Origin of the sequence: Burkholderia diffusa (assembly GCF_001718315.1) — a bacterium.
GTDB classification, from domain to species: Bacteria; Pseudomonadota; Gammaproteobacteria; order Burkholderiales; family Burkholderiaceae; genus Burkholderia; species Burkholderia diffusa_B.
Map to the genome: position 1 here is coordinate 1,099,181 of NZ_CP013362.1, position 17,101 is coordinate 1,116,281.

17 protein-coding genes are annotated in these 17,101 nt (G+C 66.8%); 13 read left to right on the forward strand and 4 right to left on the reverse strand.

Going from position 1 to position 17,101, the window contains the following annotated elements:
- Positions 1–18 precede the first annotated feature (18 nt).
- Positions 19–1,131 (reverse strand): GTP 3',8-cyclase MoaA, encoded by a 1,113-nt coding sequence (gene moaA, locus WI26_RS05075; RefSeq protein WP_069225350.1) that lies wholly within the window; start codon positions 1,129–1,131, stop codon positions 19–21.
- Positions 1,132–1,262: 131 nt separating this feature from the next.
- Positions 1,263–4,382, reverse strand: a complete 3,120-nt coding sequence (locus WI26_RS05080) for an Rne/Rng family ribonuclease (protein ID WP_069225351.1) — start codon at positions 4,380–4,382, stop codon at positions 1,263–1,265.
- A gap of 724 nt (positions 4,383–5,106) precedes the next feature.
- Between WI26_RS05080 and WI26_RS05085 the strand changes: the two genes are divergently transcribed.
- Genes WI26_RS05085 through WI26_RS05100 form a run of 4 tightly spaced genes read left to right on the forward strand, consistent with a single transcriptional unit; the run spans position 5,107 to position 8,188 of the window.
- Complete coding sequence (locus WI26_RS05085) at positions 5,107–6,111, forward strand: RluA family pseudouridine synthase (protein ID WP_069225352.1); 1,005 nt, start codon at positions 5,107–5,109, stop codon at positions 6,109–6,111.
- Positions 6,112–6,116: 5 nt separating this feature from the next.
- Entirely contained in the window at positions 6,117–6,776 is a 660-nt protein-coding gene (locus WI26_RS05090) for an HAD-IA family hydrolase (protein ID WP_069225353.1), read from the forward strand.
- A complete protein-coding gene (locus WI26_RS05095) occupies positions 6,773–7,183 on the forward strand; it encodes a Rieske (2Fe-2S) protein (RefSeq protein WP_059510917.1) in 411 nt (136 codons plus the stop codon). The genes WI26_RS05090 and WI26_RS05095 overlap by 4 nt, the downstream gene beginning before the upstream one ends.
- Before the next feature lie 12 nt (positions 7,184–7,195).
- The gene (locus tag WI26_RS05100) at positions 7,196–8,188 is read left to right on the forward strand and encodes a S49 family peptidase (RefSeq protein ID WP_059465184.1); all 993 of its coding nucleotides are present in this window, start codon (positions 7,196–7,198) and stop codon (positions 8,186–8,188) included.
- 72 nt (positions 8,189–8,260) lie between these two features.
- On the opposite strand, the gene WI26_RS05105 is transcribed toward WI26_RS05100, so the two are convergent.
- A complete protein-coding gene (locus WI26_RS05105; protein WP_059465185.1) occupies positions 8,261–8,983 on the reverse strand; it encodes an SAM-dependent methyltransferase in 723 nt (240 codons plus the stop codon).
- Positions 8,980–9,609, reverse strand: a complete 630-nt coding sequence (locus WI26_RS05110; protein WP_069225354.1) for a Maf-like protein — start codon at positions 9,607–9,609, stop codon at positions 8,980–8,982. The genes WI26_RS05105 and WI26_RS05110 overlap by 4 nt, the downstream gene beginning before the upstream one ends.
- A 241-nt stretch (positions 9,610–9,850) precedes the next feature.
- Here WI26_RS05110 and WI26_RS05115 point away from each other — a divergent pair, with 241 nt between their 5' ends.
- The 9 genes from WI26_RS05115 to WI26_RS05155 all read left to right on the forward strand — a co-directional run bounded on the left by WI26_RS05115 (position 9,851) and on the right by WI26_RS05155 (position 17,050).
- Entirely contained in the window at positions 9,851–10,486 is a 636-nt protein-coding gene (locus WI26_RS05115) for a DUF177 domain-containing protein (protein ID WP_069225355.1), read from the forward strand.
- A gap of 98 nt (positions 10,487–10,584) precedes the next feature.
- Positions 10,585–10,764: a 50S ribosomal protein L32 gene (rpmF, locus tag WI26_RS05120; protein ID WP_006051932.1), complete on the forward strand. Its 180-nt coding sequence runs from the start codon at positions 10,585–10,587 to the stop codon at positions 10,762–10,764.
- Between the two features lie 129 nt (positions 10,765–10,893).
- A complete protein-coding gene (gene plsX / locus WI26_RS05125; RefSeq protein WP_069225356.1) occupies positions 10,894–12,000 on the forward strand; it encodes a phosphate acyltransferase PlsX in 1,107 nt (368 codons plus the stop codon).
- Complete coding sequence (locus WI26_RS05130) at positions 12,001–12,990, forward strand: beta-ketoacyl-ACP synthase III (RefSeq protein WP_059465189.1); 990 nt, start codon at positions 12,001–12,003, stop codon at positions 12,988–12,990.
- An 85-nt stretch (positions 12,991–13,075) separates the two neighbouring features.
- Positions 13,076–14,008, forward strand: a complete 933-nt coding sequence (fabD, locus tag WI26_RS05135; protein WP_059594485.1) for an ACP S-malonyltransferase — start codon at positions 13,076–13,078, stop codon at positions 14,006–14,008.
- Positions 14,009–14,044: 36 nt separating this feature from the next.
- Positions 14,045–14,794: a 3-oxoacyl-ACP reductase FabG gene (gene fabG, locus WI26_RS05140; RefSeq protein ID WP_006752487.1), complete on the forward strand. Its 750-nt coding sequence runs from the start codon at positions 14,045–14,047 to the stop codon at positions 14,792–14,794.
- Positions 14,795–14,938: 144 nt separating this feature from the next.
- On the forward strand, positions 14,939–15,178 hold the full coding sequence (acpP, locus tag WI26_RS05145) for an acyl carrier protein (RefSeq protein ID WP_004197638.1): 240 nt from the start codon (positions 14,939–14,941) through the stop codon (positions 15,176–15,178).
- A gap of 162 nt (positions 15,179–15,340) precedes the next feature.
- Positions 15,341–16,573 carry a beta-ketoacyl-ACP synthase II gene (gene fabF / locus WI26_RS05150; RefSeq protein WP_069225357.1) on the forward strand — a complete coding sequence of 411 codons (1,233 nt, stop codon included), beginning with the start codon at positions 15,341–15,343 and terminating at the stop codon, positions 16,571–16,573.
- Positions 16,574–16,585: 12 nt separating this feature from the next.
- Positions 16,586–17,050 carry a protein YgfX gene (locus WI26_RS05155; RefSeq protein WP_069225358.1) on the forward strand — a complete coding sequence of 155 codons (465 nt, stop codon included), beginning with the start codon at positions 16,586–16,588 and terminating at the stop codon, positions 17,048–17,050.
- Positions 17,051–17,101 lie beyond the last annotated feature (51 nt).

The window sequence follows — 17,101 nt, forward strand, 5'->3', positions numbered from 1 at the left end:
CGGGGCGGCGGAACCGCGTCAGCCGCCGATGTACGACATTTCGACGCGCTTGCCGGCGCCGTCGTGTGCCGCGTCGGCGGCCGCGCTGCCGCGCAGTTGCGAATAGCGGTCGGTGCGAGCCTGCCAGGTCCGGGCGATCGCGGTCGCGATCTCGGCGTCGCTCGCGCCGCCGCGCACCAGGGCGCGCAGGTCATGGCCCGTCGACGCGAACAGGCACAGGTACAGCTTGCCTTCGGTCGACAACCGCGCGCGCGTGCAGTCGCCGCAGAATGCCTGCGTGACGCTCGAAATCACGCCGATTTCGCCGCTGCCGTCCGCATAGCCCCAGCGCTGCGCGGTTTCCGCCGCCGTGTGCGGCTCGAGCGGCACGAGCGGGAACCGTTCGGCGATCCGTGCGACGACGTCTGCGGACGGCAGCACTTCGGTCATGTTCCAGCCGTTCGACGTGCCGACGTCCATGTATTCGATGAAACGCAGGATCACGCCGGTGCCGCGGAAGCGCTCGGCCATCGGCAGGATTTCGCTGTCGTTGGTGCCGCGCTTCACGACCATGTTGACCTTGACCGGCGCGAGGCCCGCGGCCTGTGCTGCGAAGATCCCGTCGAGCACGTCCGCGCTCGCGAAGTCGGCGTCGTTCATGCGCTTGAACAGCGTATCGTCGAGCGCGTCGAGGCTGACCGTCACGCGCGTGAGGCCGGCGTCCTTCAGCGCGCGCGCCTTGCGCGCGAGCAGCGAGCCATTGGTGGTCAGCGTCAGGTCGAGCGGGCGGCCGTCATGGGTCGTCAGGCGCGCGAGGCGCTCGATCAGGAATTCGAGATTCTTGCGCAGCAGTGGTTCGCCGCCGGTGATCCGGATCTTTTCGACGCCGTGTGCGACGAACAGCCGCGCCACGCGCTCGATCTCCTCGTGCGTGAGCAGTGCGCTGTGCGGCAGGAACGGGTAGTTCTTGTCGAACACGTCTCGTGGCATGCAGTACACGCAACGGAAGTTGCAGCGATCCGTCACCGAGATGCGCAGGTCGCGCAGCGGCCTGGCGAACGTGTCGGCCAAGGCGCCGTCAGGGGTATGCGCGACGCCGGAGATATCCGGCATCCCGCTGACGTCGGCGAGAGGAATGATGCGTCGGGACATGTTCAAAGAAGTGCGAGCCAAGCTTCTATTCTAGCCGCAAGCGGCTGCTCGGGCCGGAGGGCGGAAACCCGCAGCGCGGAAATGGAAAAGCCCGCCGGAGGCGGGCTTTTCCTGGTCGGGCGATGCGCCGCTTAATGTTGCGACGTTTCGACCTGCTGCATCGGGGTCGTGTCGACCGGCGGCAGCGCCTTGCGCTCGCGCGGAACGCGGACAGCGCGCGGCAGGCGCGACGCAGCTTCCTGGGCAGCGCGGAACTTGTCGGCGTCGGTGTTCACCCACACGAGACCGGCTTGTTCCAGCACGGCATCAAGGCTCGCCGAAGCTGGCGCGGCGGCCGGTTGCACGGGTGCCGGAGCCGGCGCGGCAACGGCTTCGACCGGTGCAGTTTCGACGCGCGCCGGTTCGACGTGAGTCGGTTCGACGGCGGACGGAGCCGCTTCGGCTGCGACGACCGGTGCCGGTGCGGCCTGTTCGACGGGCGCGGACTGCGGCGCTTCGACGGCAGCCGGCGCGGCCGGCACTTCGAACGCATCGGTCGGCGAAACCGCGACCGGAGCCGGGCCGGCTTCCGGAGCAGCGGCCGGTGCGACCGGTGCCGACTCGGCTGCCGGTGCGACGACGGCGGGCTCGAGCGGCGCGACCGGCGTCGCTTCGACGCGAACCGGTGCCGGTTGCGGCTCGGCTGCGACCGGTGCGGCTGCTTCGGCAACGGCTGCGCCGGCAGCGGCGACGGCTGCCACCGCGACCGGTGCGGCCGTATGAGCCGGCTCGGCAGCGCTCGGCGCTTCCGTCGTCACGGCCTGCACGGCGGCTTCGTCGTCCGCGCGTTGCTCGGCGTGGTCGACGACTGCGCCTTCGTCCTCGCGCTCGCGGCGGCCGCCACGGCGACCGCGGCGGCGGCGGCGACGTTCCTCGCCGTCACGTGCACCGGCTTCCGCGTCGGCTGCGACATCGGCGCCCGGCAGGGCGGCTGCGGCCTGGTCCGTTTCCGTTTCCGGATGGTTCTCGCCTCGGGTGACGGTTTCGAGCGTCGCTGCATGTTGCGTCGGCTTGCGGCGCTCGCCGCGCTCGCGACGTTCGCCGCGTTCCTGGCGCTCGCCGCGGCCGGCTGCCTCGACGGTTTCCGGCTGCTCGGTGCGCTCGCGCGGTTCGCGGTTCTCGCGCGGTTCACGCGGCTCACGGCCCTCACGCGGTTCGCGGCCTTCGCGCGGACCACGGCCCTCGCGACCTTCGCGACCCTCACGGCTTTCGCGCGGCTCGCGGCCTTCACGCGGTTCGCGACCCTCGCGCGGTTCACGCGGCTCGCGCGCTTCCTTGCCTTCCCGTTCCTGGCGTTGCGACTGGCCACGGCCTGCCGCTGCCTGGTCGCGGCCGCCCTGAGCCTGCTGGGCGCCGCCACGACGGTTGCGGTTGCGATCGCCGCCGCGCTGCTCGGTCTTCTCGGTCCGCTCGCGGGCCGGACGGGCGGCCTGTTCCTTTGCCGGTGCCGGTGCGACCGGCGCGGGCGCCGGAGCCGGCGACATGCCGAACAGACCCTTCAGCCAGCCGATGAAGCCGCCGCTCGCCGCGGCGACCGGTGCGGGCGCCGCAACCGGCTCGACCGGGCGCTGCGGTGCCGGGCTCGGTGCCGGACGCTCGGGCGTGATGCCCTTGACCGCGGCTTCCTGCTTCGGCTTCACGTCGGCCGCACGCTTGCTGTAGCCGGTTTCCGACTCCAGTTCGCGGGCGGCTTCCTCCGCCATCTTCCAGGACGCACGCGGATCGTCGAGGCGCGCGTCGTCATGGCGCAGGCGCTCGAGCTTGTAGTGCGGCGTATCGAGGTGCTTGTTCGGGATCAGCACGATGCCGACCTTGAAGCGCGACTCGATCTTGTTGATTTCCTGACGCTTTTCATTGAGCAGGAAGGCGGTCACCTCGACCGGCACCTGGCAGTGGATCGCCGCGGTGTTTTCCTTCATCGCTTCTTCCTGAATGATCCGCAGGACCTGCAGCGCGGACGATTCGGTATCGCGGATGTGGCCGGTGCCGTTACAGCGCGGGCACGTCACATGGCTGCCTTCCGACAGGGCCGGACGCAGGCGCTGGCGCGACAGTTCCATCAGGCCGAAGCGGGAGATCTTGCCCATCTGCACGCGCGCACGGTCGTGCTTGAGCGCGTCCTTCAGGCGTTGCTCGACTTCGCGCTGGCTCTTCGCCGACTCCATGTCGATGAAGTCGATCACGATCAGGCCGCCGAGGTCGCGCAGGCGCAGCTGGCGGGCCACTTCGTCCGCCGCTTCGAGGTTCGTGCGGGTCGCCGTTTCCTCGATGTCCGCACCCTTGGTCGCACGCGCCGAGTTCACGTCGATCGCGACGAGCGCTTCGGTGTGGTCGATCACGATCGCGCCGCCCGACGGCAGCGGCACCGTGCGCGAGTACGCGGTCTCGATCTGGTGCTCGATCTGGAAGCGCGAGAAGAGCGGCACGTCGTCGTGGTAGCGCTTCACCTTCGACACGTTGTCCGGCATCACGATGTCCATGAACGCACGGGCCTGATCGTAGATCTCGGTCGTGTCGATCAGGATTTCGCCGATATCGGGCTGGAAATAATCCCGGATCGCGCGGATCACGAGGCTCGATTCCAAATAGATCAGCATCGGCTGGCCGGCGTTGCCGCTTTGCGATGCCGCTTCGATCGCGCGCCACAGCTGCAGCAGATAGTTCAGGTCCCACTGCAGTTCCTCGGCGCTGCGGCCGATGCCCGCGGTGCGGGCAATCATGCTCATGCCGTCCGGAATCTGCAGCTGCGCCATGGTTTCGCGCAGTTCCTGCCGTTCGTCGCCCTCGATCCGGCGCGACACGCCGCCGCCGCGCGGGTTGTTCGGCATCAGCACGAGGTAGCGGCCGGCGAGCGAGATGAAGGTCGTGAGGGCGGCGCCCTTGTTGCCGCGCTCCTCCTTCTCGACCTGGACGATCAGCTCCTGGCCTTCGCGCAGGGCATCCTGGATGCGCGCGGAGCGCATGTCGATGCCTTCCTTGAAGTACTGGCGGGCGACTTCCTTGAACGGCAGGAAGCCGTGGCGGTCTTCGCCGTAGTTGACGAAGCACGCTTCGAGCGACGGCTCGATGCGGGTCACGACACCTTTGTAGATATTGCCTTTGCGCTGTTCGCGCCCGGCCGTTTCGATGTCGATGTCGATGAGCTTTTGCCCATCGACGATGGCGACGCGCAGCTCCTCCTGCTGCGTCGCATTGAACAGCATGCGTTTCATGAACGACTCCAGGCGGCTCTGCTGCCGGCGCCTCGCGGTTGTCAGTCGCGAGGGCGGGAACGACGGCAGGCCGCACCTTGTTGTGTTGTCACGAGCACGCTGGAGCGGGAAGGATGGCGGGGAGAATTGCCTGAAGAGGCGCTTGGGCCCGAAACATGGGGCCGGCGGCCAAAGGGCACCTGCGAACACGGCTTCAAAGCACGGCGTCCACACACCGCACGCTGCGAAAGCGCGCTAAGCCTGAGACCGGGGCACTGCCACGGGGCGCGCGCAATGCGTCGCGCGCGCCGACGGGCGGCAGATGCTGCGGCTTGGGCCGCAGCGGGGAGTATCGAATCCAGCCCGACTTTCCCGCCTGGGGTGTACTTCCCTGGTTTGACGTCGCCAAGCCCCGCACGCTTCGCGGGGCCAAATCGGGCGCAACGCCGTAATTTTCGCAACCGGCAGCCTGCGGGCGTACTTCACGCCGCCGGGCTGCCGATCAAATTCTTTTCAACCAACTTTCCGTTACCGCGGCGCCTTGCCGACCGAATCCGCCTGTGGGCGCGATCCTTGCCGACGGGCGGCGCCGTGCGTGCAACTTGCTGCATCTCTTTGATTAGGGGCGAGCAGCAGACCCCCGGCGCAAGTAAAATAGCAGTTTGCGCTTGCGCCTTGCCCGATTCCGTCGGAGCCGGCCTGTCAGGCCACCCTCAACGTCAGGCTGGGCAAAATTATATTCAGTATGAATGAGTTAGGCAAAATATCCCAGAATTCAGTCGCAAGCGGCCAGGTATCGATGATCCAGATCGACGAAAACTCGGCCGGTCAGCGGATCGACAACTTCCTGTTGCGCGTCTGTAAAGGCGTGCCCAAAAGCCATATTTACCGGATCCTGCGTAGCGGCGAAGTGCGCGTGAACAAGGGTCGGGTCGATGCCCAGTATCGCCTGGCGTTCGGCGACATCGTCCGCGTGCCGCCCTTGCGCGTGGCGGCGGTCGACCTTGCTCGCGCCGACACGCCGATCGTGCCGCCCGCGCAGTTCGAGGTGCTGTACGAAGACGATGCGATGCTCGTCATCAACAAGCCGGCCGGCGTCGCCGTGCACGGCGGCAGCGGCGTCGCGTTCGGCGTGATCGAGCAGATGCGCCAGGCGCATCCGCGCGCGAAGTTCCTCGAACTCGTGCATCGGCTCGACCGTGAGACCTCCGGGATCCTGATGCTCGCGAAGAAGCGTTCGGCGCTTGTCGGCCTGCACGAGCAGATCCGCGAGAACCGCATGGACAAACGCTATTTCGCGTGCGGACATGGTGAATGGCAGCCCGACTGGGGGCGCCGCCGTGCGGTGAAGGCGCCGCTGTTCAAGTATTCGACCCCGGAAGGCGAACGGCGAGTGCGTGTGCAGGACGACGGCCTGCCGTCGCACACCGTGTTCAACCTGATCGAGCGCTGGCCGGACTATGCACTGGTCGAAGCGGAACTGAAAACGGGTCGGACCCATCAGATCCGCGTGCACCTCGCGCATCTCGGCCTGCCGATCGCCGGCGACGCCAAGTACGGCGACTTCGCACTGAACAAGGCGCTGGCGCGCGCGAACGCGCAGCCGTCGCTCAAACGGATGTTCCTGCATGCGCACCGGCTGAAGCTCACGCATCCGCTGACCGGCGAGGCGCTGCAGTTCGACGCGCCGCTGCCGGACGAATGCCGGCGCTTCCTCGATCAACTCAGCGCTCTGCGCGATACCGCCTGACTCGCATGGCCCGACAGCAATTTGATCTGATCGTCTTCGACTGGGACGGCACGCTGATGGATTCGACTGCGCACATCGCGCACAGCATCCAGGCCGCGTGCCGCGATCTCGGCCTGCCCACGCCGTCGGACGAGGCGTCCCGCTACGTGATCGGCCTCGGCCTGCGCGATGCGCTGCAGATTACGGCGCCGAGCCTCGATCCGTCCGACTATCCGCGACTGGCCGAACGGTACCGCTATCACTACTTGCTGGACGATCAGCGCATCGAACTGTTCGCCGGCGTGCGCGAACTGCTGGCGGAATTGCGCGACACGGGTTACCTGCTCGCGGTCGCGACCGGCAAGGGGCGGGTCGGGCTGAACCGCGTGCTCGATCAGTCGAAGCTTACGAGCCTGTTCGATGCGACGCGTTGCGCGGACGAGACGTTCTCGAAGCCGCACCCGGCGATGCTGCACGAACTGTCCCGTGAATTGGGGCAGAATCTTGCGCGCACCGTGATGATCGGCGACACCACGCACGACCTGCAGATGGCTGCCAGTGCCGGGGCTGCCGGCATCGGGGTCTCCTACGGCGCGCACACGGCCGACGCGCTGGCCGCGCTGACGCCGCGCTTCGTCGCGCCGGACGTCGGCGCGCTCGCGGCGTGGCTGCGGGAGCACGCATGAGCACGGCGCCGGAAGCGGTGCGCGTGTGCGCCTCGGACGCGCTGGCCGACGGCGGCGCGGGCGTGCGCGTCGACGCGTCGCTGCGCGGCGAGCAGGCGGTCGTGTTCTTCGTGCGCTACGAAGGTCGTGCGTACGGCTACCTGAACCGCTGCGCGCACGTGCCGATGGAGCTCGACTGGGCCGAAGGGCAGTTTTTCGAGTCGTCGGGTCTGTACCTGATGTGCGCGACGCACGGCGCGATCTACGCACCGGATACCGGCAAGTGTGTCGGCGGCCCGTGCCGCGGCGGCCGCCTGCGGCCAGTCGAAGTCGACGAGCGCGACACGCCCGACGGGCGTGCGGTATTCTGGGTGCCGGATGCCGACCTGGGGCCCGCCTCCGCGCCTCCTTCCGCCACGACCGACTGAAGACATTACTGCATGGCCGACCAACCGAACATCCCCGATTCCTCGTCCCGTCCCGACAGCCGCGAACCGAACTGGGAGCGTGCCGCGCTCGAGCGGATCGCGCTGGCGGCCGTCAAGGAGCAGCGCGCCGCGCGGCGCTGGAAGATTTTCTTCCGCTTCGCGTTCCTCGGCGTATTCGTGCTGCTCGCGTTCGCGCTGATCGATTTTTCGAGCGACTCGAAGTTCTCGTCGAGCGGGCGCCATACGGCGCTCGTGACGATCGACGGCGAAATCGCGGCGGGCACCAACGCGAATGCCGACGACATCAATACGGCGCTGGATGCCGCTTTCGACGACAGCGGCACGGCCGGCGTCGTGTTGCGGATCAACAGCCCGGGCGGCAGTCCGGTGCAGGCGGGGATGGTCTACGACGAGATCCGCCGGCTCCGCACGAAGTATCCGGACAAGCCGTTGTACGTCGTCGTGACCGACATGTGCGCGTCGGGCGGCTATTACATTGCGTCCGCCGCCGACAAGATCTTCGTCGACAAGGCGAGCATCGTGGGCTCGATCGGCGTGCTGATGGACGGGTTCGGCTTCACGGGCCTGATGGGCAAGCTCGGCGTCGATCGTCGGCTGCACACGTCGGGCGAAAACAAGGGTTTCTACGACCCGTTCTCGCCCGAGACGCCCAAGATGGATGCCCATGCGCAGGCGTTGCTCGACCAGGTCCATGCGCAGTTCATCAAGGCCGTGAAGGATGGCCGAGGCAAGCGGCTGCACGAAACGCCCGACATGTTCTCGGGCCTGTTCTGGACCGGCGAGAAGAGCGTCGAACTCGGGCTCGCCGACGGCTACGGCACGACCGACACGGTCGCCCGCGATGTGCTGAAGGCGCCGGATCTCGTCGACTACACGGTGAAGGAAAGCCTGACGAATCGCGTTGCGCGCAAGTTCGGCGCGGCGGTTGGCGGTGCCGCGATGAAAGCGCTGACCGCGGGCGGCACGTCGTTCAGCCTGCGCTGAGCGGCGGCCGGCCGGCGCCGCGGCGATGGGGCAGTGCGCCCCGTGGCCGCGAGGGCGCTTCCGGTGCCGACCTCAGTTCGCGAGCAGCAGGAAGATGGCGGGGCGCTTGTGCAGATTCGGCGCTGGCGCCTTTTTCCAATCGGCCACCGAGCGGCTGGCGATCGTCTCCGTCTCGAGGGTCAGGTCGGCCGCGACGCAGATCTGCGTCGACGGCGCGCAGGTCGCGACGAGCGTGTCGAGCATCGCGTGGTTCCGGTACGGCGTCTCGATGAAGATCTGCGTCTGGCGCGCTTTGCGCGACAACTGCTCGAGTTCGCGCAGGCGTTTCGCGCGCGCGGCTGCATCGACCGGCAGGTAACCGTTGAACGCGAAGCTCTGACCGTTCAGGCCCGAGGCCATCAGCGCGAGCAGGATCGAACTCGGCCCGACGAGCGGCACGACCTTCACGCCGCGCTCGTGCGCGCGGCGGACCAGCAGTGCGCCAGGATCGGCAACGGCGGGGCAGCCGGCCTCGGACACGAGCCCGGCATCCGCGCCTGCCAGCACCGGCGCCAGCAGCCGGTCGATCTCGCCGGCCGGCGTATTGACGTTCAGTTCCCGGATCTCGATGTCCTGGATCGGCCTCGTCGTGCCGATCTTCTTCAGGAACGCGCGGGTCGTTTTCGCGTTTTCGCCGATGTAATAGCCAAGCGTGCCGGCGCGGGCCTGCACGGCCGCGGGCAACACGGCGGCGAGCATCGATGCGTCGCCTTCGCCGAGGGTGTTCGGGACGAGATAGAGCGTGCCGGCGGTCATGCGCGGTCTCCGTGGGTGGCAAAGAGCGGATAGCCCGCGTCGCGCAGCATCCGCGTGAGCGCGATCAGCGGCAGGCCGACGAGCGCCGTCGGGTCGTCGGAGTCGATGGCATCCAGCAGCGCGATGCCGAGCCCCTCGGACTTCGCGCTCCCGGCGACGTCGTACGGCGTTTCCGCGCGCAGGTACGCGTCGAGCTCGGCTTCGGGCAGCGAGCGGAAGCGCACGTGCGTGACGACGTCCTCGCTCCAGGTTTCGCCCGTGCGGCTGTCATACAGGCTGAGCGCACTATGGAATTCGACGTCGCGGCCCTGCATCGACAGGAGCTGCGCGAGCGCGCGCTCGTGCGTGCCAGGCTTGCCGATCTGGCGGCCGTCGAACGTCGCGACCTGGTCCGACCCGATCACGAGCACGCCGTCCGGCGCATCGATCGTCGCGGCGACCGCGCGCGCCTTCGCGCCGGCGAGGCGCAGCGCGGTCGCGGCCGGCGTTTCGCCTGCGAGCGGGGTTTCGTCGAGGTCGGGCGACATGGCGTCGAACGGCAGGCCGAGGCGCTCAAGCAGCGCGCGGCGGTATCGGGAACTGGAGGCGAGAATCAGCCGCGGCGGGCGGCAAACGGTATCCGGCATGGTCGGTTGGGTCGATGAGTCGTCAGGTGTGGCGCGGTGTTGCGAGGGCGCAAGCATAAGTGATTGACCGTAAAAGGTAAAACAGGTATGCTTTCCCGCTTTTCGTCGGCAGGCTTTCGCTGTGGTGGCGCCTGCCGGGTCTTCGGAAGTAAAGTACGTAATCGTACGCGGCGTAGATCGCGCACGTGTGCGGCGCCAGCAAGCCGGATCCCGCAAGTCAGCCTGTAGGCAGGAGCGCAACATGAACACTTCTTCTGGCAAACCTGCGGCGTCGCTTGATCCGCACGCAGTCGACCTGTTCGAATTCGCCCGCAGCGGGCGGCAGGCAGCGGGTGCCGTGCGCTTGTCGCAGCTGCCGCGCATGCTGAACGAAGTGCCGGTGGACGCGCCCGATCGCGACACGGTCTTCACGTGGCAGGCCGAAGGGTTCACCCAGAAGGAGTTGCAGGACGACGGCGCCGATGGGCAGCAGCCGTATCTGCGCCTCGCGGTGCACGGCCATGCGTGGCTCACGTGCCAGCGCTGCATGACCCCGTACGACCAGACGTTCGACGTCGACATGACGTACCGGATCGTTGCGACCGAAGAAGAAGCTGAAGAATTTCCGCTCGACGACGATGAAGCCGATGTGATCGTGGGCTCACGCCAGTTCGATCTCGTCGACTTGATCGAAGAGGAGTTGCTGCTTTCGTTGCCGCTCGTGCCCAAGCACGAGGTTTGCCCGGCAGTTCACGAAAGCCTCGTGTCGGGTGCGAGCGGTCCTTCGGAAGACGCGGACGACGAGTCCGTCGAAGACGAGGACGAAGGCAAACGGCCGAATCCGTTCGCGGCGCTGGAAGCGCTGAAGAAGGGCGGGGACGGCGGCAAGAAACACTAAGCAGTTGTGGCGCGGGAAGGCGTAAGGGCTTTGGGCCAGGGTAGTTAAGCGCCGGATCGGGCTGTGTTAGAATCCGGAAAATTATTTAGGAGTTAGTCATGGCAGTCCAGCAAAACAAGAAGTCGCCGTCGAAGCGCGGCATGCATCGTTCGCACGATTTCCTGACGGCAGCGCCGCTGGCAGTCGAGCCGAGCACGGGTGAAGTGCACCTGCGTCACCACGTCAGCCCGAACGGCTACTATCGCGGCAAGAAAGTCGTCAAGACGAAGAACGACTAAGCGTCAAGTCACGCGTTGCGCGCTACGATCGCCGTTCGCGTGACAACTGGTTCGCTTGACACTTTCCTGGCTCAACAAAAAGGCGGCATTCAACTGCCGCTTTTTTGTGCCTGAAATTCGTCGCATTCCATGACCGTAAAGCTCACAATCGATTGCATGGGAGGCGACCACGGCCCGTCCGTGACCGTTCCCGCGGCAGTCAAGTTCGTCCGCGCGCATCCCGATGCGCACCTGATGCTCGTCGGCATCGACAGCGCGATCCGCGCTCAGCTGAAAAAGCTGAAAGCCCTCGACGATCCCGCGCTGACCATCGTGCCTGCCACCGAAGTCGTGGCGATGGACGACCCTGTCGAAGTGGCGCTGCGCAAGAAGAAGGATTCTTCGATGCGTGTCGCGCTCAACCACGTCAAGGAAGGCGCGGCCCAGGCCTGTATCTCCGCCGGCAACACCGGCGCGCTGATGGCCGTTTCCCGTTATGTGCTCAAGACGCTGCCCGGCATCGAGCGGCCTGCGATCGCGTTCGCGCTGCCGAACCCGACCGGCTACACGATGATGCTGGACCTCGGCGCGAACGTCGACTGCGAGCCGCAGCACCTGCTGCAGTTCGCGGAGATGGGGCATGCGCTCGTTGCCGCGCTCGAAGGCAAGGAGCGTCCGACGATCGGCCTGCTGAACATCGGCGAAGAGGTCATCAAGGGCAACGAGACGATCAAGCGCGCAGGCGAACTGCTGCGCGCCAGCACGCTGAATTTCCGCGGCAACGTCGAAGGCAATGACATCTACAAGGGTACGGTCGACGTGATCGTCTGCGATGGCTTCGTCGGCAACGTCGCGCTGAAGACGTCCGAAGGGCTCGCACAGATGCTGTCGGACATCATCCGTGAGGAGTTCGGCCGTTCGCTGATGTCGAAGCTGATGGCGCTGCTCGCGCTGCCGGTGCTGATGCGCTTCAAGAAGCGCGTCGATCACCGCCAGTACAACGGCGCGGCGCTGCTGGGGCTGAAGAGCCTCGTGATCAAAAGCCACGGTTCGGCCGATGCCTACGCGTTTGAGTGGGCGATCAAACGCGGGTATGATGCCGTCAAAAACGGCGTGCTGGAGCGCCTTACGCGCGCGATGGCAGACAATTCGGTGTCACTCGGCGATGGCGAACACGACGCGAGCGGCGCGGGCCAGACGAGCCCGGCCGCAGGCCATCACGCCGAACCTTCCGCTGCGCAATCCTCTAAAGCATAAATGGCCCAATCGACTCTCTATTCCCGCGTGCTCGGCACGGGCAGCTACCTGCCGCCCGACCGCGTCACGAACCAGCAGCTCGCCGATCGTCTCGCGAAGGAAGGCATTGAGACGAGCGATGAGTGGATTGTTGCGCGCACCGGCATCCATGCGCGTCACTTTGCCGCGCCGGACGTCACGACGAGCGATCTCGCGCTCGAAGCGTCGCGCCGTGCGATCGAGGCGGCCGACATCGATCCGCAATCGATCGACCTGATCATCGTCGCGACTTCGACCCCCGATTTCGTGTTCCCCAGCACGGCGTGCCTGCTGCAGAACAAGCTCGGCATCAAGAACGGCGGCGCGGCATTCGACGTGCAGGCCGTTTGCTCGGGCTTCGCCTATGCGATGGCGACGGCTGACAGCTTCATCCGCAGCGGCCAGCACCGCACGGCGCTCATCGTTGGCGCGGAGACGTTCTCGCGCATTCTCGACTTCAAGGACCGCACGACCTGCGTGCTGTTCGGCGATGGCGCGGGCGCGGTGATCCTGTCCGCATCGGAAGAGCCAGGCGTGCTCGGCAGCGCGCTGCACGCGGACGGCAGCTATTCGAACATCCTCTGCACGCCGGGCAACGTCAATCGCGGCGTGATCGACGGCAGCGCGTTCCTGTACATGGACGGGCAGGCCGTGTTCAAGCTCGCGGTCAACGTACTCGAAAAGGTTGCGATCGAGGCGCTCGCCAAGGCGAATCTCGCGCCCGAGCAGATCGACTGGCTGATTCCGCATCAGGCCAACATCCGCATCATGACCAGCACCTGCCGCAAGCTCGGCCTGCCGCAGGAGCGCATGGTCGTGACGGTCGATCAGCACGGCAACACGTCGGCTGCCTCGATCCCGCTGGCGCTCGACGCCGCGGTGCGCGACGGCCGCATCCAGCGCGGTCAGCACGTGCTGATCGAAGGCGTCGGCGGCGGCTTCACGTGGGGCGCATCCGTCTTCCGCTACTGATCCGCGGCGCGCAATTGCTGCGCGCGGATCCCGAACCGGCGCGCCGTTCGCGCGCGCCGTCCGAATCGATTCAATTGGGGACGATATGAAATTTGCATTCGTTTTTCCGGGGCAGGGCTCGCAGTCGGTCGGCATGCTCAACGCATTCGCCGATCTGGCTGTCGTGCGCGAGACGCTCCAGGAAGCATCCGATGCACTCAATCAGGATCTCGGCAAGCTGATCGCCGAAGGCCCGGCCGAAGAACTGAATCTGACCACCAACACGCAGCCCGTGATGCTGACGGCTGCCTACGCGTGCTACCGCGCATGGCAGCAGGCCGGTGGCCCGGCGCCGTCGATCGTCGCAGGCCATAGCCTCGGCGAATACACGGCGCTCGTCGCCGCGGGCGCGATCGCGTTCAAGGATGCGGTGCCGCTCGTGCGTTTCCGCGCACAGGCGATGCAGACCGCCGTGCCGGTCGGCGAGGGCGGCATGGCCGCGATCCTCGGTCTCGATGACGACACGGTGCGCGCGGTGTGTGCCGAAGCCGCGCAAGCGGGCGTCGTCGAAGCCGTGAACTTCAACGCGCCGGCGCAGGTCGTGATCGCGGGCGCGAAGGCGGCCGTCGAGAAGGCCTGCGAGATCGCCAAGGCGAAGGGCGCGAAGCGCGCGCTGCCGCTGCCCGTGTCGGCGCCGTTCCATTCGTCGCTGCTCAAGCCGGCGTCGGACCAGCTGCGCGACTATCTCGCGAACGTCGACGTGAAGGCGCCGCAGATTCCTGTCGTCAACAACATCGACGTCGCGGTGGTCAGCGATCCGGCCGCGATCAAGGACGCGCTGGTGCGCCAGGCCGCAGGCCCGGTGCGTTGGGTCGAATGCGTGCAGCACATTGCGGGCACGGGCGTCACGCACGTGATCGAGTGCGGTCCGGGCAAGGTGCTGGCAGGCCTGACCAAGCGCATCGACGGCAACCTGGTCGGCGCATCGGTGTTCGATCCGGCTTCGCTCGACGAAGCACTGAAGCTGGCGACCGCCTGACGCGGCGCCTTTCCTCAAGAGACGGATATTCGATTCATGGAAAAGACTCTCGATAAACAGGTTGCGATCGTGACCGGCGCATCGCGCGGCATCGGCCGGGCGATCGCGCTCGAACTCGCGCGCCTGGGCGCGACGGTGATCGGCACGGCGACGAGCGAATCGGGCGCCGCCGCGATTACCGCGGGGTTCGCGGAAGCGGGCGTGACGGGGCGCGGCGCGGTGCTGAACGTCAACGACGCGGCGGCGGCCGAAGCGCTGATCGACGCGACCGTGAAGGAATTCGGCGCACTCCACGTACTCGTCAATAACGCCGGGATCACGCAGGATCAGCTCGCGATGCGCATGAAGGACGAGGACTGGGACGCGGTGATCGACACCAACCTGAAGTCGGTGTTCCGCCTGTCGCGCGCAGTGCTGCGCCCGATGATGAAGGCCCGCGGCGGCCGCATCATCAACATCACGTCGGTGGTCGGCTCGGCCGGCAACCCGGGCCAGGCGAACTACGCGGCCGCGAAGGCCGGCGTCGCGGGCATGACGCGCGCGCTCGCGCGCGAGATCGGCAGCCGTGGCATCACGGTGAACTGCGTCGCACCGGGCTTCATCGACACCGACATGACGAAGACGCTGCCGGAAGAACAACAGGCCGCGCTCAAGACCCAGATTCCGCTCGGCCGCCTCGGCAGCCCGGAAGACATCGCCCATGCCGTCGCGTTCCTCGCATCGCCGCAGGCCGGTTACATCACCGGCACGACGCTGCACGTGAACGGCGGCATGTACATGTCGTAACGGTTTTCGTTTACCATCCGCGCCGTATCCCGTTTTTCAGGCGGATCGGCGCTTGATCGACCATCAAGCCAACGCGCGTTTTGGCGTCAGCAAACCTGATAAAATGCGCGCACTTGTAAATCTGAACTTTCCCTCGGAGGGGTAATGGATAACATCGAACAACGTGTCAAGAAGATCGTCGCTGAGCAACTGGGCGTCGCAGAAGCCGAGATCAAGAACGAAGCATCGTTCGTGAACGATCTGGGCGCGGACTCGCTCGACACGGTTGAACTGGTGATGGCGCTCGAAGACGAGTTCGGCATGGAAATCCCGGACGAAGAAGCAGAGAAGATCACGACCGTTCAGCAAGCGATCGACTACGCTCGCGCAAACGTCAAGGCGTAAGCGCCTTTCGCGCTTGTCTGCCACGTCGCCGCGATCTTCGCGTTTGACGCGCCATCCTGCCGGCAACCGCGCCGGACGGACTAACAGCCACAGGGCTCGCAGGGCTGGTTCCTGTGGCCACTGTGGCTTTTGCTTTTGTCATCCAATGGAAAAGAGGTTACCGTGAGCCGCCGTCGTGTTGTCGTTACAGGCCTGGGGCTGATTTCGCCTGTTGGCAATAATGTTGCCGACGGCTGGGCCAATCTCGTCGCCGGCAAGTCCGGCATCGCCACCGTCACCAAGTTCGATGCGTCGAACCTCGCCTGCCATTTCGCGGGCGAAGTGAGGGGTTTCAACGCCGAGGAGTACATCCCGGCGAAGGAAGCCCGGAACATGGATACGTTCATCCATTACGGCATCGCAGCCGGCGTCCAGGCGATGCGGGACAGCGGCCTCGAAGTGAACGAAGCCAATGCGGAACGCATCGGCGTGCTGGTCGGCTCCGGCATCGGCGGCCTGCCGATGATCGAAGACACGCACCAGACCTACGTCGATCGCGGCGCGCGCCGGATTTCGCCGTTCTTCGTGCCGGGTTCGATCATCAACATGATCTCGGGTCATCTGAGCATCATGTTCGGCCTGAAAGGCCCGAACCTCGCGGCCGTGACGGCCTGCACGACCGGTCTGCACAGCATCGGCCTCGCGGCGCGCCTGATCCAGGCCGGCGACGCCGACGTGATGGTCGCCGGCGGCGCAGAGTCGACAGTGTCGCCGCTCGGCATCGGCGGCTTCGCGGCCGCGCGTGCGCTGTCGACCCGCAACGACGATCCGGCCACGGCGTCCCGTCCGTGGGACAAGGACCGCGACGGCTTCGTGCTGGGCGAGGGCGCAGGCGTGATGGTGCTCGAGGAATACGAGGCGGCGAAGGCACGCGGCGCGAAGATCTATGCGGAAGTCTCGGGCTTCGGCATGACCGGCGATGCGTACCACATGACCGCGCCGAACATGGACGGTCCGCGCCGCTGCATGGTCGCGGCGCTGCGCGACGCCGGCGTGAATCCGGACGAGGTCCAGTACCTGAATGCGCACGGCACGTCGACGCCGCTCGGCGACAAGAACGAGTCCGACGCGGTGAAGGCGGCCTTCGGCGAGCACGCGTACAAGATGGTCGTGAACTCGACGAAGTCGATGACGGGTCACCTGCTCGGTGGCGCGGGCGGTCTCGAGTCGGTGTTCACGGTGCTGGCGCTGCACAACAACGTGTCGCCGCCCACCATCAACATCTTCAACCAGGACCCCGAGTGCGATCTCGATTACTGCGCGAACACCGCGCGTGACATGAAGATCGACGTTGCCGTGAAGAACAACTTCGGCTTCGGCGGGACCAACGGCACGCTGGTGTTCAAGCGCGTCTGACGCTGAAATCGCTTGACGAGTCCATTCGATGCTCCGGCCGGGCGTCCGCAGCGCTTTGCGTTGCGGGCCTCGGCCGTGTCGTATGTCGTGCTGGCCGTGTTCGTCGCGGCGGCTGCCGCGTCCGCTTACCTGTTCTGGGCGCCGAGGGCCGGTGCGGCTGCCGGCGGGTGCGTGTCCGCGGCGACGGCGGCGCTGCTTGCCGTCTGTGCCGCGCGGGCCTGTGCCCGTCGGCTGCCGGCCGAGCTGCAGATCGATGCATTCGGGGAGATTGCGGCGTTTGGCCGCACCGGGCGCTTGCTGGCCCGGGGCCGCGTGACCGGCCATGCACACTGGAGCAGCCTGCTGCTCGTGCTGTCGGTCGGGCAGGGCGCACGGCGTGCCCGGCCGCTGCTGATTCCGGCCGATGCGCTCGACGCCGCGTCGTTCAGCGCGCTGTCCGTGCTGGCGCGTACCGCAGGCGCGGCGGGGCAGGCATGACGGCGGTGCGGTTACCGACCGTAACCAGCGGCCGGCGCCAGAACGCTACAA